We start from the raw sequence: 24,057 nt of genomic DNA, 5'->3' as shown, positions 1-24,057 counted from the left end.
CAATGGCAATTCATAGCATGACGGCGTTTGCACGCCGCGAAAAAAAATCAGAGTGGGGCACTTTTGCCTGGGAAATTCGTTCTGTAAACCAAAGGTATTTAGAAACTTATTTTAGATTGCCCGAGCAGTTTCGCGGTTTAGAGCCCGTGCTGCGCGATAAAACGCGTAAATCAATGCAGCGCGGTAAGGTTGAAATAAACCTGCGCATTAGTGATACAGATAAAGCCGTTGGCAACCTGACGTTGAATCAAAACTTGGTTGAGCAGTTATGCCAGCATGCGCAGCAAATTCAGCAAAAATTACCCGAATCTAATATAAACCCGCTCGACATTATGCGCTGGCCCGGTGCGATGCAAGCTGAAGAACAAGATGTTGATGCCCAACAAGCTGAATTGTTAGCCGAATTTGAATTGACCATCAAAGACTTTTTAGCCGCTCGTGCCGGTGAAGGTGAAAACTTAAAAACTCTAATCGAACAACGTTTAGCCAGTATTCAACAAAATGTAGATGTTGTGCGCAGCGAAATGCCAAAAGTTTTAGAGTGGCAACGTGAACGTTTGCAAACACGTTTAGCAGAGCTCATAGAGCAGGTAGATGAAAGCCGGGTAGAGCAAGAACTGGTGATGTTGGCTCAGCGTGTAGATGTGGCAGAAGAGCTAGATCGCTTAGAATCTCATATTAAAGAAACCCGTGATAAAATTTTGAAAAAAGGTGGAGCATGCGGCCGCCGTTTAGATTTTATGATGCAAGAATTCAACCGTGAAGCAAACACCTTAGCTTCTAAATCAATTAATACCACAGTGACCAATGCAGCGGTCGATGTGAAGGTGTTGATAGAGCAGATGCGTGAACAAATTCAGAATATTGAGTGATGTTTCAGGGCGTTTCAGGAAGTTTTAATTTTAAAATAAATCATAGAGTTATAAAAAATCACTGTTTCACGATCATCCATCAAACACCATAGTATTTGAACAAATTGATGGCAGAAATGATGGCAGATTTAGGCTATATTTTAGTCAACTGCCATTTTTTAAAAATCTGCCATCATTTTTAATGTAAGGTTTTGATATGAAAGTCAAAATCAGTGACTCTTCTTTGAAGAAAATTATTCGTGAAGGAAAAGTGGGTTATCACGCTATTGGTAACAACCTATATATCCGAATCAGTAAAGAACGTTCGGGTTTCTGGGTTTTTCGCTACACGTTCAACGAAAAAAGAAAAGAAATTAGTTTCGGCTCTTATCCTGAAATACCTTTAGCAGAAGCCAGACTGCGCGCGTCTAAATTTAAAATTGATGTGCAGAATGGAATTAATTTGGAGGCAGAAAAAAAGCCGTCAAAATAAGCAAGTCTTTGTAACTATTGAAGATTTGGCTCAAGATTGGCTTTCCGAAGTAGAAAGACGTATTCAGAATTCACACATTCAGCTAATGGTGACTTGTCACCAATTGAGTTTGAAAATTCTAAACAAAATGTGTCCGATATTGCTTGACCAGTACATGGTTGAGTCTAAATATAACATGTAATATCAAAATTAATTGATTTCACAATCTAATTTACTAAAGCTCAAGTAATGGAGTACCAATAATGAAAAAAATATTGCATATTTCTGATTTGCATCTATCCGATGTAAACAACGGCTATCCCGTCGCTGATAGCGCAAATTTAATCGAAATGTTATTGCTTGATGTGCTCAATGTGACTACAAAAATAGACAGCATATTTTTCACTGGAGACATTACTTTTAATGGGAGTTCAGAACAATTTAGCGCTTTCAATGAATGTATTTTAATCCCATTATTAAAACATTTTGAGTTAACGTTTGATGATTTCTTTTTTGTGCCTGGTAACCATGATATACAAAGAAGTGAAGTTAGTTTTGTTGAGAAATCTGTTAGAAAAACGATAAGTTTTGATGAAGTTAATAAGCTGTCTAATGACGTCAACAATGGAATAGAAAAATGGAATCGCATCGCTAATTTTAATCAGTTTAAAAGTTCAATTTTAAGTGAAGTCAACAACTTAATATATGATAAAGAATTGATAACAATTCGAAATTTAACAGAACATGTAGTTGTGATCTGTTTGAATTCAGCTTGGTTTGCTCAAGATGAAGAAGATTTTCAGAATTTACGAATATTTAAACAATTTAAAATAGCGCTGGAAACGGTGTCTTCCAAGAAAAAAGTATTCTGTTTAATGCATCATCCTTTGGGGTGGTTTCACCCTGATGAAATTAAAGAGATTTCTAGTCTTATTGAAAAAAGAGTCGATGCTTTATTTTTTGGGCATATGCATGAATTCAACCAATCGTTAGAAGTGACCTTCGGTGAAGACATTACACTAAGGCTTCAGGCTGGAACTTTGGATACCCGAAATAGTCGTTCTGGGTTTTCAATAATTGAATTTGACAGTTCCTCAGATCTTACTGATGGACGAATTCATTTTAGAAAATATTGTAATGAATCGCAGGGATTTAAGCCTTGGAGTGAAAGATGTAGCGAAGGTACTTCTTCGTTTTCTCTCAGTAACGCGTATACGTTTGATAGTGTTGGCTTTATGAACATATCAGAGCAAGTGAAAGAGCAAGTTGAACTTAATCATATTTCAAACGTTGGTAGACTTGATTCTGATAAAATAAAGCTTAGTGATATTTTTGTACCACCATCTTTTACAAAAACAAGCGCCTCGGATGATATTATTAAGGTAAAAAATTTATCGAATATGGATGCTTTATTTAGTTCTACTGGAATAAATATAATCACAGGGAGTGAAAGAGAAGGAAAATCATTTTTATTAAAATTTATTTACTTAAATTATCTTAAAAAGCAAGCTATCGGTGATTTCACGAATATTGTGCTGTATGCAAATGCTAGAGCACAGGAATTCAATAATGATAATCAGTTACTTCGCTGTTTAATGGATGATTATTGCTCAAAAGATCAGATGACATCTTTTGAAGCTAAAATTAAACGCGCTGTTATAAATGGTAATGCCATAATTATTTTAGATAACATTGATTTTGCGAATGCCAAGTCTCAAAAAGTTATTTCGATTTTTATTAATAAATATCAAAACAATACATATTACTTTTCTTCAGATGAAAGTAATTTTTGTGATTTACCTTCAATGTATAGTAATTTTTGCGACATTTCTTTAGCTAAGGCCACTCTAGGTGCTGTAGGACGAAGTGACATACGGAGATACATTGCTCTTCGTCCAAGTTTAGAGAAGTATGGATCTCAACAGGAAATTTTCAATAACATCATTGGAGTAGTGAATAATTCACAACTGCCACATAATCACTTTATTTATACTATATTGTTAGTGATTTATGAAAACCGAAAAGAAGTAATTGGTATATTGAATGAAGCTGACATTATTGAGAATTATATTGAAATTCTTTTGCACAAACACAAATTCGATCCAAACCCAAATAAGCCCCAGTATAAAAATTTGATTCATTTTTTAGGCCATTTGGCGCACGAAATGCTCAAGAGAAAGACTTTAAAAATTAATGTCAACGACGCATATAAAGTAGCTATTCAATATGATGACGAATTGGTAAATGGGTTTAAGGTTGAAACGTATTTTACGCCATTAGTTTCTAGTGGGATCTTGATCGAATGTAACGGAGCGTATGAATTCTCTTATGATTGTTTTTGGTCTTATTTTCTTGCTTATTACATGACGGTTAATTCAACATTAAAAGGTAAAATTCTAACTAGCCAGTCATTCTTAAAATTTGATAAGGTAATAGAGTATTACAGTTCTATGGAATCATCTAGTGATGAAGTTATTAAATTTCTAATCAAGGAAGTTAAAAACACAAGAAATCTAATTAATGATAAAGTATTGAAATCCCAAAATGTAGATGTTGAAGAAATTGAATTGGGTCAAAACAATAATATATCCGTTCTTGATTTGGCCAGCCAACAAAAAGAATTTGAACAAAAAATAAAGGCATTTACTTTAGATCTTGAAAAAAGAGATCGAGAATTAGATGAAGTAGAACCTTTAAATAATCGGCCAACTAGATCAATTGATATAGCTGATGATCGAGAAGATGATGATATTGATGAAAACGACAATTCTAGTCTGATACCAGATTCGATTAGTTATAAAAGGCAGCTTACATTATGTAAGCGCCTAATGAACTAACGTTCTTACTTTCGAGATCTCAGAGCCGCATAATTTCCTCATCATTCACGCGAGGAAATAACATGCTCACCGCTAAACAAGAATACTGGCAAACACATATCGAACAATGGCAAGCATCAGGGCTTACTCAAGCGGCTTATTGTCGTCAGCATAATTTATGTCAAAACGGCTTAAGCTATCATAAGCATAAATTGGCTAACTTACCCAGCCATGTTAATTCCGTGACCAACGGATTTGCTCGTGTCCAAGTCATGGAAAGCTATACAACCAGTCAACCACTGAGCGTTCATCTGAATAACGGCCTCAAGGTCAGTGGTATTACACACCAAAACCTTGAGCTGGTTAAACAGTTGGCCCAGGTGTTGTCATGAACCAAGTGATGCGCCCCAACATCTCACTGACACAAGTCTACCTTTATTGTCAGCCCGTTGATTTTAGAAAATCCTTTCGCGGGTTATCTGCCATTATTGAATGTGAGCTTGGCCACAATCCATTTGAAGGTCACTTATACGCCTTCACCAATCGCCAGCGTAATAAAATAAAGTGCCTCTTTTGGGAAAACAACGGTTTCGTGCTCTATTACAAGAGTTTAGCCGAAGAAAAATTCCAGTGGCCACGCAACAATGAAGAGATGATAACTTTAACCGGACAGCAGATAAATTGGTTACTCGATGGCTATGATATTAGTGCTATGCAAGGCCATAAAAAACTTCATTATGAGGCTGTTTTTTAGGGCTTTTTGACGCTCACTTTGCTATAATACCCGCCATGAAAATGTCGCCCAAAGCTCAATCAAATCAAGCTTCTACATCTGTCGAAACTACGACTGAGATGGCAGCCTTGCTGTCTGAAAAAGACGACATTATCGACAAAAAATCAGAAGTGATTGCTTGGCAACAACAGCGTATCGCTTTGTTAGAAGAATACCTCAACCTTGCTAACCAAAAACGTTTTGGGTCTAGCAGTGAACAAACCACAGCTGAGCAAGGTAACTTGTTTAACGAAGCTGAAATCACCGCAGAGCCAGAGCAAGAAGAACTGCTTTTACCTGATACCGCTTCAAAAACCAAAACAGGGCGTAAACCTTTCTCTGATAAATTACCACGCGAACAAGTATTCGCTTATTTATCTGAAAAAGACAAAGCCGGTGCCATTGATACCTTCTTTGTAAAAGTCCGAGAAGAGCTAGACATCATCCCTGCTCAAGTGCGTGTGCTGGAATACATGCAAGAAAAAGCCGTGTTTAAAGATGAACAAGACAAGCGCATTATCAAAGCCGCTGAAGTCACATTACACCCTGTAGCCAAAGCGATGGGCAGTGTGAACTTAATGACCTACGTGATTGTGTCGAAATACGCGGATGGTATGCCACTGTATCGTTTAGAAAATATCATCCGCCGTTATGGTGGTGATATCTCAAGGGCGACCTTAGCGAATTGGGTTATCGCGTTGGCAAGGCAAGTTCAACCACTTATTCATTTACTCCGTGAGTATCAACATAACGGCCCACTGATAATGGCGGATGAAACTCGCATTCAGGTACTCAAAGAACCAGGCGCTTCCCCAACGGGTGATAAATACATGTGGGTCACTCTAGGCGGAGAGCCTAATCGACAATCAGTGCTGTTTGAATATGATCCTTCGCGTAGTCAGGAGGTACCCTTGCGCCTGCTGGATGGATTCACGGGAGGTTACCTGCAATCTGATGGATATGCTGGATATAATGCGGTCTGCAAAGAATATAAACTGACCTCATTAGGGTGTTGGGATCATGCAAGGCGTAAATTTAAAGAAGCTCAGATCGTGCAACCGAAAAGTAAAAAGACCAAAGTCAGTAAAGCGGATATGGCACTCAGCTATATCAACAAGTTGTATGTGATAGAGCGTAATATAAAATCATTGAGTGCTGATGGGAAATACCAAGCGCGTCAAGCGCAAAGCGTGCCTGTTCTGAACAAGTTGAAAAAGTGGTTAGACGTGCAGCGCCCCAAAGTAGTCAAAGACAGTTTAACGGGCACAGCAATGACTTACTTACACAACCAATGGGACAAATTAACGGTTTACTGTAAAGATGGCCGATTAAATATCAGCAATATCCTAGCAGAAAATGCGATCCGCCCGTTTGCTGTTGGCAGAAAAGCTTGGTTATTTGCAGATAGTCCCGCTGGTGCGCATGCGAGTGGAATACACTATAGCTTGATAGAAACGGCTAAGCTTAATGGACTTGAGCCGTATCACTATTTAAATGCGGTATTCAAAGCCTTACCATACGCAGATACGGTTGAAAAGTTAGAAAGGCTCCTGCCATGGAATTTTAAAGCCGAAAATAAAGAAAGCTAGCCCCGTAGGTTCATTGAGCGCTTACCTTTGATCCACGGAATCTAATTTTTCGATAATTTTAGGGTACAAAATTAGCACCATTGGTGACTTGCTGTTATTTTTAATAATGATAACAACTGGCAAATAAATCAAGTAAAGAGATACGAAGAATTCATGGAACAACCTTTTAGTGATGACGTTGCTAAAATTGCTGATGGTATGGGGGTTAACTTATACCAACAATTTAGCGTTGCTGAGGCGGCTTTGTTTTTACGAATTCCAATATCCGATTTAGAAACTTTGCAAAGAAAGCGTAAAATAAGCTATATCCAGTTAACCAAATCAATGTACTGGTCAAGCAATATCGGACACATTTTGTTTAGAATTTTCAAACTCAATTGGTGACAAGTCACCGTTAGCTGAATGCAGCCTTTCTAAGTTGTAATATTTAATGTAAACAGTAACATCCTGCTTTATAAACGCCCTTGTCGGTTGGTTGATCTTTAATATCCAATCATGCTTCAAACTACCGAAGAATCGCTCAACCACTGCATTATCCCAACACGCACCCACATCTCCCATGCTGGCCCGCATCCCATAACGCCTCAACAATTTTTGATAGTCGTTGCTCGTGTATTGCGAGCCTCTATCACTATGAAAAATCACTCCTTTGGGTGGTTGACGTAAGTTATGCGCTTTCTTCAAGGCTTTAGACACTAGATCAACGGTCATACGTTTGTCTATGTGCCAGCCGACAATTCGTCGTGAATATAAGTCCATAACGACAGCTAAATACATCCAGCCTTCACCGGTTTTTAAATAGCTCACATCTCCAGCCCACACCTGGTTCGCAGCTGTTGGATTGAAATTCATGTTCAAAAGGTTATCAGCGACTGTATCAGTATGTTTGCGTTTGGTTGTAACCTTATAAGCAACTCTCTGGGTCACCTTAAGGCGCAAACGGTGCATAATTTTTCGCACAAAATACCGACCAACTTTATAGCCTTCTTTACGTAATCGCTTTACCGTTTCCCGGTTGCCTAAGCTTCCTCGGCTTTTTTTAAACAAGTCCCGGACACGCCGGTAAAGCTTCAATGTGTTGATATCTATCAGCTTTGCAGGCCGATTCAGCCAGTCGTAATAACCGGATTTACTTACTTCCATAACACGGCAAAGTAAAACCACAGGGTACTGACCAGCTTGTTTCTTAATGAAACGATATCTTACTTCATTTCTTTTGCAAAGAAGGCGCTGGCCTTTTTTAAGATCTCCTTCTCCATACGTAAGGTCTTGTTTTCTTTACGCAAACGTTTTAATTCTTCACGCTCTGATTCTTCTAATGAGATACCTTGTTGTTGCGCATCATACTTATCTTTCCATTTGTACAAAAGGCTTGTACCTATACCTAGCGATTTTGCAGCCTCTGAAACACTATAGCCTTGCTCAGTAACCATTAGGACCGCTTCATCTTTAAATTCCTGCGGGTAACTTTTATGTGATTTTTTTAAGCTCATAACGACCTCTTAATTTTATGATTGTATTATCTCAAATTAAGTGTCCGTTATCATTAGACCAGAACACAAATACTTCATTTTTTGGTTATCAGTTAGTTGAATATCTAGTTGAGCAGGTGCAAGCCATAGAAGCGCCAAACAAAGCTTATGAATCTAACCCTGAAAGGATTATAGATACTAACATGGTGCAAGAGCTAACAGGGTTATCACGTTCAACGCTCTGGCGTTTAGAAACTCGTGGCGAGTTTCCCCGCAGGGTGGCACTTTCTACAGCCCGCGTAGGCTGGCGATATCATGAAGTTATTGATTGGTTAAACAGTCGATGATTGTTCAAGTTTTAATCTATTGACTTTTAGGATAAACTAATAGAATAGAAGTGTTAATTTTTAAGGTTTTATTATGAGTGCATTAACACAGTCATTAAACACATTTATTGATGATCAAATTAAAACAGGATCTGTTTCTTCTGAAGTAGAAGCAGAGCAGTTAATTCAAACGGCTGTTTTTGAAAGGGTACTTGATCGTAAATTAGCACGTGCTGAAGAACAAGTTAAACAAGGTCAATATTTTGAAGCTGATGAAAATTTTATTAGTGATGTTTTAACTGAAGCTAAAACACGTATTAAAACAAATAATTAATGTCAAAATATAAAATTATTTTTGCACTTGAAGCAAAACAAGATTTAATTGAGATACAAAATTATATTTATGAAGATAGCCAAAGCTTGGCAATTGCTGATAATTTTGTATTAGATTTATTTCAAACCTTAACGGGTTCATTGCCCAGCTTCCCTTTCAAGCACCCTGTTTACAAAAGAAATATCAGAAAATTTGTTTTTCCAGAACATACGCACTATTGCGCGTATTTTAAAGTTGATGAAGTACAAAGTCAGATTATTGTGCTTGCAATCACTAACACTAGCCAATATACACGTTATCGTGATTTGTAGCCTTTAGTTTTAGCTAGAGCTATAAACAGTAAAGTTTGTTGTGTTGTTATGAGTGCAACCTCAAATGATGTCATTTAGGTGAAAATTTAAAGTGATGGCAGATTTGATGGCAGATTGTGATTTTGGTTTTGTATATAGCCTATTAGTTTATTGTTTTATCAGTAAAAATTAATTCTATTCTATGAACAGATCCAGAATATTGAGTGATGTTTCAACCTGTTTCACACCGTTAAAACTTATAATAAAAACCGCTATTTAGGCGGTTTTGTTTTTTCAGACTGTTAGTGGTTATACGCTATTGTTTTAAAATAGTGGTGACTAAATGGTGGCATAAGCTTAAAAACGTAATAACAACCTATAAGTTGTTATTTTGAAATACAGCTTATATACTGTTTTTAGATAAAACAGCCTATACATTGTTTTGGTGGTTAGCGTGAATTACACAATTAATACTCTTGATCAAATTAAACCGATTCTTGTTGGGTTTAGAAAAACTAATGGGCTTTCGCAAAAAGCGTTAGCCGAAAAACTGGGTATTAGCCAACAAAGTTATCAAGCACTTGAAAGCGCACCACAAAAGGTAACGATAGAACGCATGTTTAAGGTGCTTTCTATTTTGGATATAAAGCTACAATTTGTAGAAAAAAATAAACCGCTAGAGAGTAGCCTATCCAGTAGCGAACTCGCGCAGGATGAATGGTAATAGCAAAACGTAAAGTAAGCGCATTAGCTATTTGGATGAACGCAGAGTTTGTTGGTACTTGGCGAATAAAATCAGGTGTTGATGAATTGCAATACGCGGATGAATGGCTAGCAAGCGCACGAGGTCGCCCTTTATCTTTATCACTACCATTTACTCCAGGAAACCAACCAATTAAAGGCGATGTGGTTTCATTTTACTTTGATAATTTACTGCCTGATAGTAGAGATATACGTGAACGATTAGCAAGGCGGTTTATTACGGCAAGCACCAAGGTATTTGATTTACTCGTTGAGCTAGGTCGTGATTGTGTGGGGGCAATTCAATTGCTACCAGAAGGCGATAAGCCGCAGAATATTAAACAAATTCAGTATAAACCGCTAAATGAACAGCAAGTTGCGGGAATACTAAATAAAGCTGTTGATACCTATCCACTAGGTCGTTTAGACGACGATGATTCCTTAAGAATTTCACTTGCTGGTGCTCAAGAAAAGACTGCGCATCTGTGGTACAATAACCAATGGTGTGAACCTTTAGGGGAAACGCCAACTACACACATATTTAAGCTGCCAATGGGGTTAGTTGGCAATATGAAAGTAGACATGGAAGCCTCTGTTGAAAATGAATGGTTATGCTCGAAGATAATCGCCGAATTTGATATTCCGATTGCGCATTGTGACATGGGATCTTTTGCGGGTAAAAAAGCACTTATTGTTGAGCGCTTTGATCGTAAATTATCAAGTGATGGCTCATGGATTATTCGATTGCCTCAAGAAGATTTTTGTCAAGCAACTGGTTTGTCATCATTACTCAAATATCAAAGCGATGGCGGTTTGAGCGTCGAAGATTGTATGAAGCTACTTTCCAGTAGTGAAAATGCAGCTGTTGATAAACAAAACTTTTTTAAAGCGCAAATAGCTTTCTATTTACTTGCAGCAACCGATGGCCATGCAAAAAACTTTAGCATTACTCATTTGCCAGACAATAAATACAAACTCACACCGCTATATGATGTACTTTCTATTCACCCGCTTATTGGTAATAAGGCGAATCAAATTGCTAAACAGAAAGTAAAAATGGCAATGGCTCTGCGTTGTACAAAAAAGACTGGTAGCAAAAATTACTATCAATTACAGAAAATACAATATCGTCATTTCATTCAACAAGGCAAAGAAGTGGGGTTTACCGAGGCAGAAGTATCTGAGCTTATTAACTCAGTGGTTAACGTTGTTGATACTGTTATCGAAAATGTCAGTACAATCCTCCCTAAAGACTTTCCAGCAGATATATCGGATAAGATCTTTGCAGGAATGAAAGCGCAAGCAAACAAGCTAAGCGTGCATACTTACACCAAGTGGTGACATAAAGCTTACCCCCTGCGTAAACGATGAGTTCTGAGTGGGTAATTATCTAGATGGATTGGTTTCAATCAGTTTTTTGCGAACGTTATTAGGCTGGCTCATAGCCTCATCAATTAAAGCAAATCATGCAATCGTTTTAACAGCGCTTTACGGCTAGTATTCGCCACAACAAAGCGCTTAAAGCGTTGTTCAAACGCCGCTTCATCCGCTTTGAACTGATAGGCCTCAAACAGCTGATGCAGATAGCGTGATGCCGCATTGTAACCACTGGCGCAAGTTCGATCCGCTTGCTCTTGTGATTGCTGCCAGTAGTGCTCACGCCGATTGTAAACATCCGTCAACGCTTTTTCTTTTTCCGCTTTTTCTAGGGCTATTTTTTTTGCGAGCGCTGCGGCTTGCTCTTGCTGTAATTGGCTTTGCGCTTGCTCGATGAAAGGGGAAATTACCTCGGGGGTTAACGAGTATTGAAAGATTTTGTCTGGGTTGTTCGTTCAGCACCATGGCGAGTGCCTTAACCAATGCTAAAGGAATATCATAAAGTGTCGCGAAAGCCTGCACCTCTTCACTGAGGTGCTCAAAATCGAATTGAATTAATGGCACTCGTTCAACTTCATCATTAAAATCGCACTCTTTGAGCCACATAAAGTACACAAGGCGCCAATCCCCTTGCATTAACCCGCTGCGTAAAGCAGCTAAATGCTGGAAAAAATCGTCAGCATGTTCATCGTCAAAATACTCGTCATACTCCTCAAGGGAAAAAATCAGCAACTGCCACTCATCGCTTTGATGCACATAAAGCCCATCGCTTGAAAAGCCGAGTAACGGATCGGGAAGCGTTCCGGCTGGTAGCTTGATGTAAGCATCAATTGAGCCCCAATCGGCATAGTAAAAACCGATATCGAAGTATTTTAACATCAGCTCAGAAGGCTCTGCTTTTAGATCACTGTAGGAGTAATACACCTGAAAGGACGTAGCGCTGATCTCGGCACGGCTTGAAATGGCTCTCAGCGCTTGACGTGCTTTAGCATCTAAATACCCATCCAGACGCTCAAATTTATAGTATTGATATTCGCTCACGATGACCTTGCTATGTATTTATTGTGAATTGAAAAGTTTGTTTTAATAAAGACTGTACCTGAACCACTCTGGCGACGGGTTCAGCGTCTATATAACGCCTTGGGTCAATGGTCACAAATCCCCAAAACTGCAAAAATCGCTCAATAAATCGTGACTCGATGAGCATGCTTAAGTTTCTTTCTGGCGACAAGTAATCATCCGCAGGGAATGCCAGCAATAGATCAGGAAACGCTGTCATCACTTCTTCAACCAGTTGATCCACCCTGTTGTGGCTTTGAATACGCCACAACATAAACAACCAAAAAGTGCGCAAGTCGACATCGTATTCAAAACCGTCCAAATAGCTCCAGTTATATTTGCTGATGGCGGCCTCTAACATAGGTTTGAAAAAGGTCTGTATGCCTAGCGCTTGATACTGTTTTTGCGCTGATTTTTTTACATGGTAGCGACCACTGCGCCGATAAATAATGCCACTAATTTCGGCTAGCACTCGGGTGTAGTGCAAGGCATTGAATTTGTCTTCGTTGCTGCCCGCAAACTCACTGATACTTATATCACGTTCGAATTGAGCAACGGCAAACTCAGGCAATAACTCACTGGCCTGTTTGACTAATTTAGCCGGTAAGTTACCTTTACTGGTGGCTTTGAATGAGCCTTCTTGGGCCATGGCCTCATCAAGAATGAGCGCTAAATAGCGCATCACTGGGCTGGCTGAGAGAGTGTTGGGTGTGCTGATTGTCACCCACTGTAATTCAGCAAAAGGCGCATATAGCCAATTGGCCATTTGCGTTGGCGTCACACCACAAAAATCGGGATGAGGTTGATTATTGCGATCCTGAACTTTGTGTTGTAAAGCAGCGTTAAGTTCATCAAGGCTCAAATTTGGGTTCATTGCCAGCATGGTTTCAACATCATCGAAGACTTGGGCATGTTGCTTGGAAACGCTGCTCATACAACAACGTTTAAATTTTTTACCACTGCCACAATGGCAAGGATCGTTTCGGCCGAGCTTCATTGCTGTCCCTCCTTATTGTTATAGAAAAAGCGCTGCATTTTCTTGTTTGCGCTGATCCAATGTCTTAGCAATCGCAGACACTGTCGTTTTACTGATCCCTTGCTGCCGTGCAAGGTGAGTAAATTGGCTGATGGCTTCTGCAACTTCTTCAATGACTTGCCTTGCCTCATGCCAATTCGCAAAGCCAGCACTGGTAGCAAGTTTTTGCATCACCTTAAGCGGTGGCGCTTTGCCATAACCTCCGAACACAGTGGCGTGTTCGTTAAATGGATGTGGGCTGTAAGTAACATCGTAAAAAGGTGCAGGATCCCATTGACCGTCATCCGCTTGCAAAAACGCCCAGTTTTTACTGTGGTCGTCTTGATTAGACGACAGCAGGTTAAATACGGCACGGCGAAATTGCAGCTGTCCAGCCGCTGGCGATTTGCACAACTGACGGCTGGCTTTAATTAAATCAATGTAATCTAAACTTGGCGTTCTAAAGTCTGCATCCAGCAGCCCGCAAGCGCTGTGCATATGCAAGCGCCCCGCATTACGCTTGCTGCCCAAACCGGCCTGTTGAGTGACATAATCAAAACGCTTGAGCGCTAACCAGGCAGACGCACCGCTTGTACTGGGTGCTTCAATGAGTTGCCATAGCGGTGGTTGACACTTAGCTTGCTCAGCCATTTGTAAATAGACCGCTTCGCACAAACCTTCTTCATGCCCGAGCGCGAGATTTTTCGAGGTAAACTTAACTAACCATGCTTCATCCCCTGGCTGAGCAAAGATTCGACAATGCTGAGTTTCCCCAGCAGGCATATAAATCTGCGCCTTGGGCCTTGCTCCACCCGAACTACCACCGGCGACTAAGGCGGCCAACACCTGTTGAGTATGCCCATCTGACTCTTCGTGATTATCATCCATATAATCTGACATTGATGCATCGAACAGCATTTGCGCTTCCAAACCCAAGGTGGCTAATTCAATATCCACGTGCGTTGTGGTTGAAAACTCCGACACCGGAGAAAAAGACAATGCTCCCATGCCTTTACCACCAACAAAGGCCAGCCTATCCATTGCCGTTAATTGATTAGGCAGGATGCCCTTTTGCCTGAAAATACGATCTTGTAACAGCATTCCCCAACCATCGGGCAAACAATCTCCAAATACGCCATGTACACCTTGATGTGGCGCTTTAGGTGCGGCTTGAACTTGTGTGCTCGCTTGCAAGGTAAAAGGTGATAAATTGCCAAACTGCTGCAAATAGCTGTCTGCATACTGGAAAAAAACGCCTTGCCGATTCTGCGCCAAGACCCCGGCAGCGAGCTGCTCGCCTGAGCTTAACGTACGAGTTACCATGAGTTTTTGAATGGGTTTAAAACTCATCTTTTAGCACCTCATCAATACTCGTGGGTATAGCAGAGCGTTCTTTGCTAGGTTGTGTGAGCTCGTACAAACGCCCAAGCGAATCGAGGGTCTGCCAAAGCAACAATAATTGGCGAAATGAAATTTGCCCAGTTAGCTCAAACTTCTTAATGGTGGCCGCAGGTACGCAGCTTCGCTCAGCCAACGCAGCGCGTGACAACTTTGCCTGCTTTCGTAACTCACGTAAATAAGCCGCATAAGCTTGGCTTACATCGGTATCATCAAGTAAGGTAAAATTCATCCGCAACATTCAAATGGATACAGTTATATCCATTGTAGCGAAATAAAGCAGGAAGTGAATACTATTGTATCCACAAACAAGTAGGGTGTTGAAAAATCACTCGATAAAGCCCTTCAAAACAGCTATTTTTAAATCCTAGCAGCAGCAAAAAAACGGCACTGTTTTTCCGTAGTCATAGCCAAGAAGCACCACTAAGATTTAGTAAAAGCCATAGGCAAGTGGTGAGCAATTTGGTGGGCAGCCATTGTTGCCCCCTCCATTATTTCAGCAACTATGGAGTAAACATGGGAAACTCACAGCAAAACAGGTTATTGCATATAGCAAAGCCGACCCCAAAAAATATTCAGATGGTGAAAGGCTATACTTTTGCGTCCGCAAACAGGGCTCGCCTGACTGGATGATCCGCTACACCACGGCCAAAGGATGACGAGAAGCAACCTTGGGACAATTTCCTTTAATGTCGTTGGCAGACGCTAGAATTGCCGCTGCTTATTTTCGAAAAGAAGTACGCGATGCTTCGTATTTTAGCGTAGCGATATGCTTCGTAAGTGTGTTTCAATTGCTTTAATCATCGACTTGGTAAGCGGTAAATGCGTCTTTTCTTTCGCCCAGATTTCATGAAAGCCTGCCACGGTTTGCTTGGCGGTATCTAACACCAATTTTTCTGGCAACATGGCTTTAGCCGCTAAGTGTGACAGCTCATCCAGCGTGAAATCACTGAATTTCTTGCTACGGCTAACCTTTAACGATGCACTATCATCGGGGATATATGGAATGGTCGAAACAAAGTCATAAGCCGGCGCAATGGATGCAGTGCGCTTGTCTTTGTAGATCACAGACCAATTTTTCAAATGCATATCTGCATTGCCAATTAGGGTATTGAACACCAATCTGCGAGTAAATTCTGCGATGTCTTCATCTTGGCCTTCGATGCCGATAACCTGAGCAATATTGCGCATACTGGCTTTTTTGTACTTATCTTGAGGATAGACACCAAACACTTGCGCAAAATCTTCAATGTGTACGGCTTGATCACCTGCACGATCAAAGCGCTTGATCACAAAGGCCTGAGCGTTTTCAAATGAGTCACCAAACTTTCCAATCCCTTGTGGGATATTAGCAATCTGACTAATGGGAAGTAGCTGAGTCTCCGGCACATCCATTCCCAACATGCGAGCCAGTTCCATCATCGAATATTCATTCTCTGGCACAGCGTCAAATCGAGACGACGGCAATTTCACAATCCAAGAGCCACCTTTACCGGTTGCTGGAATAGTCAAACCGCCGTTAGCCTGTTGCACCGCTGAAAACTTCAACTGCACACCCGCTAATGAAAAACGCATTGGCGCTTCAATTTTCGTCTCATCGTCAATGTCTTGATGCACGTTAGGCGGCAGCGCTTCGCCATCAGCCGGTTCGACCGTGATCGCACCGGCTAAATCCTGTCCTAACACCCACAATAGAAAAAATTCCCGCGCTGGGTTCACTCCGGCACGCTCTGCCAAGTAATGACGCATCGTTTCTTCTGGCAAAAGGTTAGAGAAAAACGGGATTAACTTAGTTTGGGTCGGTTTGAAGTTGGTCAGTAAACCTCCCAGTGCATCTTTAAAACCCAGCCCTAACACAGGCCGTGATTCGTCATTAATGTACGAATCCATAAAGGCAAAAAGCGTTCTGTCATTGCCCACGTGGGTGATCGTTGCGATGGGTTCACCGTAGAGCAACACGTTGAGCGTAGAGACATTGTTAGTCATCATCGTCTTCCTCTAACTGATATGCGGGTGACATTTGCTCAGCTTCATCGTTGATGCCATTATTGCTAGGGCTGTTGAGAGCACCTTGGCCACTTCGAATAATCGACTTGATGGCAGGCACGGACTTTTTAGGCGCAACCAATAGCTCTAGGTCAAGTACACGGGCAAGTGCAATTAAACTGGATATTCTTAAATCTACGCCGCCAGACTCGATTTTCGAAATATGGCTTTGAGGCACCCCCGAACGCGCGCTCAGCTCTCTTTGGCTAAACCCCTTACGTACTCGAGCTTCTCGAAGACTTTCTAGTATCTGCTCTGTTACATAGCTCATTTCGATATGCCTTAATGCATCAATTAAGAATAATTATATACAAAAACATATCACCCTAATCCCGCAAACACAAGAATGATTAGCTATTATGTATCACCATGCGCTTTTGATGTGTAATTATAGATAAACCGTAACACGCGCGCTCACTGATCTGATCCAATACTTTTGGACACCACGCTAAGTGAGTAAAATGACTTAACGAGGTGAATATGACAACTAAAAAGATCCGCAAGACTTACACCGCTCTGGGATCTGTCAAAAATAGTATAACGAGGTTAAAGAACGAAATGGCTAGTGGCTACAGCTAGTCTTAAACTTTCATTAACCTGTGCTTAGATGGTTTGCTTTTATTCCGGTATTTATTCCGGTATTACGGCTTTCAATATTTCGATATCCGCATCTGAAACACCGCTACTGCTAAAATAGGCTGGCCATTGTGACGTTAGTTCGATAACGGTTTTTGCAATTGTTTCTGCCTTTCTGCTATTCAGACCAAATCGCTTTGCCTGCGACATGGCATTTTCAATACTACCTAATCTACCTTGTTGACCAATGCCAATACCATGTTGCCTAGTATTATTAATTGGTAACACGTCATACGCTTTGGATAAGCGCCAATGCCTATTCTTGAAAGAGTATAAAAATGCATGGTTTCGTGAATGGTCGTCAGTATTGCCCATACAAATATTAAAAACCATGCGAGCAAACAGCTCATGAGCGTCTAACGGCTCGGCACCATACTTCATGTTAAATTCAGCTAGCGCGCCGTAGCTATAAGTTGTTGTAGTCGATTGCTCTGTGACCTTCATTTTATTAATGAGTGAATTTGCACTTAAAAAATGATGAGACGGTTGGTAGTTTGCACAGTCAAAACGCTCTACGAGCAAAATATCTTCATCGTGATTTTCAAGCAGCTTAGTATTGGCGACTCGCACATGCAGCTCTTTTAACTCTGACAGCATATTCATACAAGCATGTTCAACACGACAGACGTTAAAGAGGTCGTCATTACGGTTAAACTTAGCTAGGTAACTAATGCCGCCGTCTTCAACAATGGTTTTGGGTCTCGCCCCGCCCATACTAGATCCGAATTGAAATGCCTTCTTTACCGCATTGGATATGGCTTGGTCGGCCAATATCGCTTGTTTACCTTTCAATAACATTGGGATATCGCCAATGGTATTTTTGTTGCGCTTAGGTTTGCTGGCCGTTCTCGATAAACTAAACGTGAGTGCTCCTACCCCCATGCCAGAACCAGCCAACACCAGCTCTAAGTCGTCTTTGGGTTTTGTAGTATGTAACGAATATATTAACTTTTTACCCCAACTGTCGGCTCCTGCATCTAAAATAGTGCCAAACATACCGTTGTTTACCCGAGTAACAAGCTGTTCGCTAACAAGGGGTAAATGTAAAGGATCCAGTGGGAAGGCATCATCACGCTGCAAATAAGATTTACCGTAACGAAACTTGCCTACTTTGGCGGCTGGGTCTAGCTCGACAATGGCACAAATGACTGGCGAATCTTCTAGCCCTTCAATAAATACATACGCACTAGAAGTCATTCGGCAACTCCTTTGCAACTTTAGAGGTACTGCGTTGCGGATTATTTTTAACTAACTCGTATTGCTGTTCGACGGTTTCTAAAATTGGATCAAGCAAATCTAAATGATCTAAAACCAAGAACAAGGTATCAACATTGACCCCTTTGCCAAGCTCTAAACGGCTAATGGTATTTTTACTCGCCCCCGTTCTAAGCGCCAATTCATGCTGATCCATGCTCATAGCTCGGGTTTGTTTAATGAGTTGCCCAAGTAATACTTTTGTATGCTCTACCTTGTTCATAAAACACCATTAATGAGTAATTAACATCTAATAACTAAATTATAGTGAATTAACTTAAAACTGAAAGTAAAAAACCATATTTTATTAATTAATGCCTAAATACCAAAATTGGATGGTTTAATTTTAAAGGATATGTGGCAGAAAACTTTGTGCAACAAGAGCTCACCGCTATTGGTGTTGACCCAAGTTATTCATGGAATGATGCCCGCGCCGAAATCGAATTTATTTTGGCAACCGATGAAGGCGATATCGTTCCTGTTGAAGTCAAAAGTGGTAAACGTACAAGAGCAAAATCATTGGCATCCTACGTTGAAAAATGTGCACTAATTACAACCTTTAAGCTAACTGGCACACAAGGCTCTTCAGCGTTAGAACAAACTAATATCGTGATGCCTTTGTATTTCACGCAGTATTTACCTCAGAGGTGGTAAACACGCCCTAGGTCTACAAAAAGTGAAGTAAGATTTAGTGGCTAGAGCCTGAACTACGCGAGAAATTAAATATCGCGCCGAACCGCGCGCGCTGACAGCTGAAAGCCCCCTGGCGCTAAAATTTTATTCAGTACTGAGACTCTAGGGTCTGTATTGCCTTTTTCAATATCTCTTAGGGTTTTGTCAGACACCTTAATAAATTTTGCGTATTGAGTTTGCGTCATGCCGTACAGCTGCGTACGAACCTGTTTGACTAACTCACCAATGGTAATAACATTATTGGCCAGATCGCTTTCTAGCTTCGCAAGAATTTCTTTTCGTTGTTCACCAGACAAGCTAGCCATCATAAACCCCCATCTCTACTAATTTATTTTTTACATTGCTAAAACCAATCGCGGGAAAATTTAATATTTCATCTGGGCAATTTAATCTTGCCAGTCGTTCAGGCAAGTCGATTAATTTCTCTGCCAGATGATTCAAAAATAAAATCAGTTCGTCCGGCTCACAAAAATCGGAAAGCTGTTTAGCGACGTTTGAAAAATTAACTTGCCCCCCCGCTTCACAACTTCGTCCCCATTTGAATAAACGGGTTATACCTTCTTCATCTGCTTTCATCGGAGCAAAATCATAAATGGGTGCAAAACCAATATCGCCATCATATTTTAAAAACGAAATATTTCGGCCGTGATTATCTGAATTGCCAAAAACAATGTTTAAAAAATCTCTAACAACATATTGCTTTGCAAATTCCTTTTGTGTCATTTGAGTTGCAGAGTTTATTCTGCGCCAAACAGTCTCCATCACATAAAAATGATCTTGATAACTGCCTGGCTCTGCATTTATGATTGAATAGATACTCTCCAAACCAATTCTTGTGGCTGCGCCGTTTTCAAACCCGACGTCAAAGCGTGGCAACCACAAACTGACTTGACCGCTCTGTTCATCTTCTAATATTTTTAGCTTGTTCACATTGATGGTTTGAACGTTGGTATCTTTGAGAATCTCAGCAAGAGCCTGATAATAAACACCTTCAGCTTTGAGGATATTATTGTCTCGAGCTGTACGTTTATTTCGCGCGAACTTTGTTAAATACGGTGTGGCCGTCAATGGTTTGCCAGCAAAGTCACCGTCAATAAAAACTTTGTCATCTTCAAGCATCAGCAAAAGCTTTGGTGCAACACCACCAGCCCCTGTTGCACCTCCTACTGCAGCCCCTTGTTCATTGGCATACTCTAAGAAGTCATACTGCAATGAAATCACGTCTTTAATTGGAAAGCGACGTGTGTCGATATTAGCTGTCGCTGGCACAGACTCTTTTATTCGTAAGTTGCCAACGGGTGACATACAAGCATGTGTCAGCAACGCGTAGTTTTGCTGAAACTCGTTAGCGCGACTGACATTAAGGTACTTGAGCCACCAATCTCGAGATTTACCGGCTGGCAAAATATCATCTAGTAGCGCAGGCCAATTGGGGTAGTCTTGCGGAACAGCACTAATGGGCGCATTAACCGTGCATGCCCAACAATCCTTGACCTCGTAATTGGCTACCATTGCAATATACTCAGGTTCATAATAAAGCAAACAACTGGCACTTAGCCGCTCATCGGAGAAACTCAACGTAGCGGCGTCCCACCATTGGCCTTGATTAAATAATTGTAGCGTGACGGCTTGCATTACCCACCCAGTAGTTTGTTACCGTTTCATTGTCGATATTAACAGCTTTTCGGTAGAAGTCTACCTCTGTAATAACGGATAGAAAAGTATTGCGGGAATAAACTACCGACTCAAAGTCGGTAAATAACTTGGTCCAGAACTTTGTTACCGTTTGTGAATTGAATGTCCTAAATTTTTATAAGAGATTTAGCCATAGAACTGAAAGGGCGTAGTGCTCATCTTGAATTGAATAAATTGATTTAACTTCATTGGAAAAGCACTATATTTTTTCGCGGTAAACTTAATCAGCTAGGCTTCATCTCCGGGCTACTTTGAGTTTCTGAATAGCTTTAAAATTAACATGTTCAATAGATCTCTCCTGTATTTATTACAGCAGCCGCAAGCGGCGGCTTAACACTCAAATAATGCAAAACTCGCCTAGATAACCGTGACGAACGAGCGCGATTGGCGCCGATCATACGCATGACATTTGTCATATTAATTGATGACAAACCGCTCTAATAAAAAAAATACGCTTTGGCATACTTAATTCTGTCGGGAGCGCTGCTCTCAAATTTAAACAAAACACTTGTTAAGGATATTAAGATGAAAAAAGTTATTTTTGCAGTTGCACTTTCAATAAGCTTAAATGTTTTTGCAGAACAGAGCACGATAGACAATATTACGCTCGCGGCAAACAATATGCAGGTTGAAAACCTTACGGAATTGGCCGCGCACACCAGTGGCTATGATCAGGCTTTTGCTCACTACAAATTAGGCGCGGCTTATCTGGTACAGCAAAATTTCGCAAAATTGACTCAACATTTAACCTTGTCAGCTGATATTTTAAATCAACAACTTAAGCACAATCCTAAAGACGTTGAAAGCATGATTTTATTGGCACAAGTACTTGGATTGCACTCAGGTTTTGCACCCGAAAAAGCGAAAGAGTTTGGCCCCAAAACGTATGAATTGTTAAACAAGGCAGGCCAATTAGCGCCGAAAAACCCACGGCTAAAACTGGTACATGGCATTATTAAATACCATACACCAGCTGCATATGGTGGTAATAAACAAGTAGCCGTTGCTATGTTTAATCAGGCAATAAATAACTATCCGGATGATGTCCATTCAGGTTATCACTGGGGATATGACGAAGCCTATATCTGGCACGGTTTAGCTAAAGTAGAGCAAGGCGATACCAAAGGTGCATTGCTCGATTTTAACCAAGCGGTTGAGATAAATCCAAATAGCAACTGGGCTAAGGGTCTTATTGCACAAAATGAGCAAAACATCAGCTCGCTATAAATCGCAATAAAATTAAACTAAAAACATAAATGGTGTGGTCAAATGTCTGCACCATTTTCTTGAAATCAGCGACAAAATAAACTGAGCAAGTTATGAATCAAAGTTACCAAGCTGCACCTCTGTTTAGCGGATACAAAAACTTCTTTTTGTGGGTTCCCTTATTATTCACCGGGTTTTATTTTTTCCCGCTTAGTATGATTTGGCATCAATTAACTGAGCTTGAAATTGTCGTCAGTTTTATCGCCTATTTTGCATTTATTGCCGGTTATATTCAGGCGCAAAAATGTACCCAGCACAATATCCATTATTATTTATTTGGCTTAACGGTAATCAGTGTGGCGGCTACCACCTTAAACCCGGGTACTTGTGCCTTGTTCCCCTATATTGCATTTTTAGTCGGCTATTATTATTCGTATAAACGAGGGGCGCCTTGGCTTTTGTTTATATTAGTCGCTATCGGTTTTAGTGCTTGGGCGTTTAATTTAATTGAGCTGTATTTTTTATTACCTGCCTACATTGCAACTATACCTAATTACTTTTTTGGCACGATGACGCGTTCTACATTGCAGCAAGAGCACGCCAAAGAACAAAGCCAGCAACACAACAAACAACTCGCGACGATTGCCGAACGAGAGCGCATCGCTCGCGACTTACATGATTTGCTTGGGCATACTTTGTCATCTATTGTGTTAAAAGCTGAATTGGCAAATAAATTAGGTAAAGCTGGACAAATCGACGCCGCATTAGATGAAATAGAGCAAGTTGCCGATATTACACGCACGACATTGTCTGAAGTTCGCGCTGCCGTATCAGGGTACAAAACCAAAGACATAAATGCAGAGTTACTTAAAATGCATAATTTGCTTATCGATAAAGGTTTTAATGTTGAAGGCGCATTAACATTTAAAGGATTAACAGCCAAAGCAGAATCAACCATATTGCTGATAATAAAAGAAGCCACAACCAACATTATCAGGCATAGCCAAGGTAAAAATGTGCAGCTTTATGTTGCGCAGCAAGCTGATAAATTAACCCTTAAAATAGCGAATGACGGACCGCTATCAAAAGCAACTTCCGGTAATGGATTAACCGGTATAGAAGAGCGTGTCAGTGAATTGGGTGGTCAGTTTCAACTGCAGCGAGAACAGGGTTTTGCGCTAGAATTAGAATTTGATAAAAGGATATTTCAGTTATGATAAAAGTGCTTATTGCTGAAGACCAAGCTCTCGTACGGGGTGCATTAGTTGCATTACTCAACTTAGAATTTGATGTTGAAGTTGTTGCACAAGCAGCAAATGGACGTGAGGCAATCGATTTAGTTAAAACGCACGAGATAGACGTATTATTAACCGACATAGAAATGCCTATGATGACGGGCTTAGAATTAATCGAAGAAGCAAAAAAACATAAGCCTGATGTTAAAACGGTTGTTATCACCACTTTTGCGCGTGCAGGTTATATAAAACGGGCATTAGTCGCGGGTGTTCGGGGGTTTTTATTAAAAGATTGCCCGTCAGAACAATTAGCCGCTGCGCTAAGGCAAATCATGCAGGGCAAAAAAGTGATTGATCCAGAACTTGCCATTCAAGCATTAGATGATGCTGACCCTTTATCAGATAAAGAGCGTAAGTCGTTACGCCTAGCAGGCGAAGGTAAAAAAACAGCGGAAATAGCCACCGAATTGTTTTTATCTGAAGGTACAGTGCGTAATTATTTATCAGAAGCTATCGCAAAACTAAACGCCACTAACCGCATTGATGCCGCACGAATCGCCCGACAAAAAGGTTGGTTGTAGTGACTGTTGGTTGTGCAAAGTTAAGCTGACCGTTAATTTATAGGCCATAGACTAGAAGCCTTCCGAGAAGGGCAATCAAAGCATTGATAAAAAATCCCTCAATTTTCATCGAGGGATTTGTGTTAGAAAAACAACCTAGTAGGAAGTCTTTGTTAGCGAATGTGCAAGTTAACAGCTAAACGCAGTTAATGCACGGTCG

The 24,057-nt window shown here is 40.5% G+C and carries 25 protein-coding genes and 2 pseudogenes; 16 read left to right on the top strand and 11 right to left on the bottom strand.

Annotated features, from left to right (window positions below):
• The first annotated feature begins 2 nt into the window (after positions 1 to 2).
• From FNT16_RS06135 to FNT16_RS06105, 7 genes are all read left to right on the top strand, one after another.
• Complete coding sequence (locus FNT16_RS06135; RefSeq protein ID WP_143870699.1) at positions 3 to 872, top strand: YicC/YloC family endoribonuclease; 870 nt, start codon at positions 3 to 5, stop codon at positions 870 to 872.
• 196 nt (positions 873 to 1,068) lie between these two features.
• Positions 1,069 to 1,344: an Arm DNA-binding domain-containing protein gene (locus FNT16_RS06130; RefSeq protein WP_143870698.1), complete on the top strand. Its 276-nt coding sequence runs from the start codon at positions 1,069 to 1,071 to the stop codon at positions 1,342 to 1,344.
• Positions 1,345 to 1,586: 242 nt separating this feature from the next.
• On the top strand, positions 1,587 to 4,160 hold the full coding sequence (locus tag FNT16_RS06125) for a metallophosphoesterase family protein (RefSeq protein WP_143870697.1): 2,574 nt from the start codon (positions 1,587 to 1,589) through the stop codon (positions 4,158 to 4,160).
• A 62-nt stretch (positions 4,161 to 4,222) separates the two neighbouring features.
• Complete coding sequence (tnpA, locus tag FNT16_RS06120; protein WP_143869686.1) at positions 4,223 to 4,531, top strand: IS66 family insertion sequence element accessory protein TnpA; 309 nt, start codon at positions 4,223 to 4,225, stop codon at positions 4,529 to 4,531.
• Positions 4,528 to 4,893, top strand: a complete 366-nt coding sequence (tnpB, locus tag FNT16_RS06115; RefSeq protein ID WP_143869685.1) for an IS66 family insertion sequence element accessory protein TnpB — start codon at positions 4,528 to 4,530, stop codon at positions 4,891 to 4,893. The genes tnpA and tnpB overlap by 4 nt, the downstream gene beginning before the upstream one ends.
• 35 nt (positions 4,894 to 4,928) lie before the next feature.
• Positions 4,929 to 6,500, top strand: coding sequence for an IS66 family transposase (gene tnpC, locus FNT16_RS06110; RefSeq protein WP_143869684.1), 1,572 nt, complete (start codon positions 4,929 to 4,931; stop codon positions 6,498 to 6,500).
• 153 nt (positions 6,501 to 6,653) lie between these two features.
• Positions 6,654 to 6,884, top strand: coding sequence for a hypothetical protein (locus FNT16_RS06105; protein ID WP_143870696.1), 231 nt, complete (start codon positions 6,654 to 6,656; stop codon positions 6,882 to 6,884).
• Here the strand turns inward: FNT16_RS06105 and FNT16_RS06100 are convergent.
• A protein-coding gene (locus FNT16_RS06100; RefSeq protein WP_143870695.1) for an IS3 family transposase occupies positions 6,834 to 7,993 on the bottom strand; the annotation gives its coding sequence in 2 pieces (ribosomal slippage) (positions 6,834 to 7,747 and positions 7,747 to 7,993; 1,161 coding nt in all). The two genes, FNT16_RS06105 and FNT16_RS06100, sit on opposite strands and share 51 nt — an antisense overlap.
• 17 nt (positions 7,994 to 8,010) lie before the next feature.
• Here FNT16_RS06100 and FNT16_RS06095 point away from each other — a divergent pair.
• The 5 genes from FNT16_RS06095 to FNT16_RS06075 all read left to right on the top strand — a co-directional run bounded on the left by FNT16_RS06095 (position 8,011) and on the right by FNT16_RS06075 (position 11,004).
• Positions 8,011 to 8,319: a helix-turn-helix transcriptional regulator gene (locus tag FNT16_RS06095; protein ID WP_143870694.1), complete on the top strand. Its 309-nt coding sequence runs from the start codon at positions 8,011 to 8,013 to the stop codon at positions 8,317 to 8,319.
• A 73-nt stretch (positions 8,320 to 8,392) separates the two neighbouring features.
• Positions 8,393 to 8,632 (top strand): hypothetical protein, encoded by a 240-nt coding sequence (locus tag FNT16_RS06090; protein WP_143870693.1) that lies wholly within the window; start codon positions 8,393 to 8,395, stop codon positions 8,630 to 8,632.
• Complete coding sequence (locus tag FNT16_RS06085; RefSeq protein WP_143870692.1) at positions 8,632 to 8,943, top strand: type II toxin-antitoxin system RelE/ParE family toxin; 312 nt, start codon at positions 8,632 to 8,634, stop codon at positions 8,941 to 8,943. Before FNT16_RS06090 ends, FNT16_RS06085 begins: the two co-directional genes overlap by 1 nt.
• Positions 8,944 to 9,376: 433 nt before the next feature.
• A complete protein-coding gene (locus FNT16_RS06080; RefSeq protein WP_185976706.1) occupies positions 9,377 to 9,646 on the top strand; it encodes a helix-turn-helix domain-containing protein in 270 nt (89 codons plus the stop codon).
• The gene (locus FNT16_RS06075) at positions 9,640 to 11,004 is read left to right on the top strand and encodes a type II toxin-antitoxin system HipA family toxin (protein ID WP_185976705.1); all 1,365 of its coding nucleotides are present in this window, start codon (positions 9,640 to 9,642) and stop codon (positions 11,002 to 11,004) included. The genes FNT16_RS06080 and FNT16_RS06075 overlap by 7 nt, the downstream gene beginning before the upstream one ends.
• Before the next feature lie 113 nt (positions 11,005 to 11,117).
• On the opposite strand, the pseudogene FNT16_RS06070 reads toward FNT16_RS06075, so the two are convergent.
• The 8 genes and pseudogenes from FNT16_RS06070 to FNT16_RS06030 all read right to left on the bottom strand — a co-directional run bounded on the left by FNT16_RS06070 (position 11,118) and on the right by FNT16_RS06030 (position 18,671).
• A pseudogene (locus FNT16_RS06070) lies at positions 11,118 to 12,081 on the bottom strand (hypothetical protein).
• A gap of 10 nt (positions 12,082 to 12,091) precedes the next feature.
• Positions 12,092 to 13,096 (bottom strand): YecA family protein, encoded by a 1,005-nt coding sequence (locus FNT16_RS06065; RefSeq protein WP_143870690.1) that lies wholly within the window; start codon positions 13,094 to 13,096, stop codon positions 12,092 to 12,094.
• A gap of 18 nt (positions 13,097 to 13,114) precedes the next feature.
• Entirely contained in the window at positions 13,115 to 14,464 is a 1,350-nt protein-coding gene (locus FNT16_RS06060) for a type II toxin-antitoxin system HipA family toxin (RefSeq protein WP_143870689.1), read from the bottom strand.
• Complete coding sequence (locus tag FNT16_RS06055; protein WP_143870688.1) at positions 14,454 to 14,744, bottom strand: helix-turn-helix domain-containing protein; 291 nt, start codon at positions 14,742 to 14,744, stop codon at positions 14,454 to 14,456. The genes FNT16_RS06060 and FNT16_RS06055 overlap by 11 nt, the downstream gene beginning before the upstream one ends.
• 524 nt (positions 14,745 to 15,268) lie before the next feature.
• Complete coding sequence (locus FNT16_RS06045) at positions 15,269 to 16,501, bottom strand: type II toxin-antitoxin system HipA family toxin (RefSeq protein WP_425456693.1); 1,233 nt, start codon at positions 16,499 to 16,501, stop codon at positions 15,269 to 15,271.
• On the bottom strand, positions 16,491 to 16,829 hold the full coding sequence (locus FNT16_RS06040; protein WP_143870687.1) for a helix-turn-helix domain-containing protein: 339 nt from the start codon (positions 16,827 to 16,829) through the stop codon (positions 16,491 to 16,493). Before FNT16_RS06040 ends, FNT16_RS06045 begins: the two co-directional genes overlap by 11 nt.
• Positions 16,830 to 17,188: 359 nt before the next feature.
• Positions 17,189 to 18,391 (bottom strand): type II toxin-antitoxin system HipA family toxin, encoded by a 1,203-nt coding sequence (locus tag FNT16_RS06035; protein ID WP_143870686.1) that lies wholly within the window; start codon positions 18,389 to 18,391, stop codon positions 17,189 to 17,191.
• The gene (locus tag FNT16_RS06030) at positions 18,381 to 18,671 is read right to left on the bottom strand and encodes a helix-turn-helix domain-containing protein (RefSeq protein WP_143870685.1); all 291 of its coding nucleotides are present in this window, start codon (positions 18,669 to 18,671) and stop codon (positions 18,381 to 18,383) included. The genes FNT16_RS06035 and FNT16_RS06030 overlap by 11 nt, the downstream gene beginning before the upstream one ends.
• A 116-nt stretch (positions 18,672 to 18,787) precedes the next feature.
• On the opposite strand from FNT16_RS06030, the pseudogene FNT16_RS06025 reads away from it, so the two are divergent.
• Positions 18,788 to 19,102 (top strand): annotated as a pseudogene (locus FNT16_RS06025) (DUF4143 domain-containing protein); the annotation flags it as partial.
• A 65-nt stretch (positions 19,103 to 19,167) separates the two neighbouring features.
• Here FNT16_RS06025 and FNT16_RS06020 read toward each other — a convergent pair.
• Positions 19,168 to 19,449, bottom strand: a complete 282-nt coding sequence (locus tag FNT16_RS06020; protein WP_246072391.1) for a helix-turn-helix transcriptional regulator — start codon at positions 19,447 to 19,449, stop codon at positions 19,168 to 19,170.
• A complete protein-coding gene (locus FNT16_RS06015) occupies positions 19,439 to 20,776 on the bottom strand; it encodes a HipA domain-containing protein (RefSeq protein WP_143870684.1) in 1,338 nt (445 codons plus the stop codon). The genes FNT16_RS06020 and FNT16_RS06015 overlap by 11 nt, the downstream gene beginning before the upstream one ends.
• Before the next feature lie 585 nt (positions 20,777 to 21,361).
• On the opposite strand from FNT16_RS06015, the gene FNT16_RS06010 reads away from it, so the two are divergent.
• The 3 genes from FNT16_RS06010 (at position 21,362) to FNT16_RS06000 (ending at position 23,858) form a co-directional block, all read left to right on the top strand.
• Complete coding sequence (locus tag FNT16_RS06010; RefSeq protein ID WP_143870683.1) at positions 21,362 to 22,063, top strand: tetratricopeptide repeat protein; 702 nt, start codon at positions 21,362 to 21,364, stop codon at positions 22,061 to 22,063.
• 92 nt (positions 22,064 to 22,155) lie between these two features.
• Positions 22,156 to 23,259, top strand: a complete 1,104-nt coding sequence (locus tag FNT16_RS06005; RefSeq protein WP_143870682.1) for a sensor histidine kinase — start codon at positions 22,156 to 22,158, stop codon at positions 23,257 to 23,259.
• A complete protein-coding gene (locus FNT16_RS06000) occupies positions 23,256 to 23,858 on the top strand; it encodes a response regulator transcription factor (RefSeq protein WP_143870681.1) in 603 nt (200 codons plus the stop codon). Before FNT16_RS06005 ends, FNT16_RS06000 begins: the two co-directional genes overlap by 4 nt.
• Positions 23,859 to 24,057: the final 199 nt, after the last annotated feature.

The sequence above is a fragment of the Catenovulum sediminis genome (genome assembly GCF_007289895.1).
Classification (GTDB): domain Bacteria; phylum Pseudomonadota; class Gammaproteobacteria; order Enterobacterales; family Alteromonadaceae; genus Catenovulum; species Catenovulum sediminis.
The sequence above is the reverse complement of the archived record's forward strand: the minus strand, read 5'-3'. Positions and strand labels throughout refer to the sequence as shown.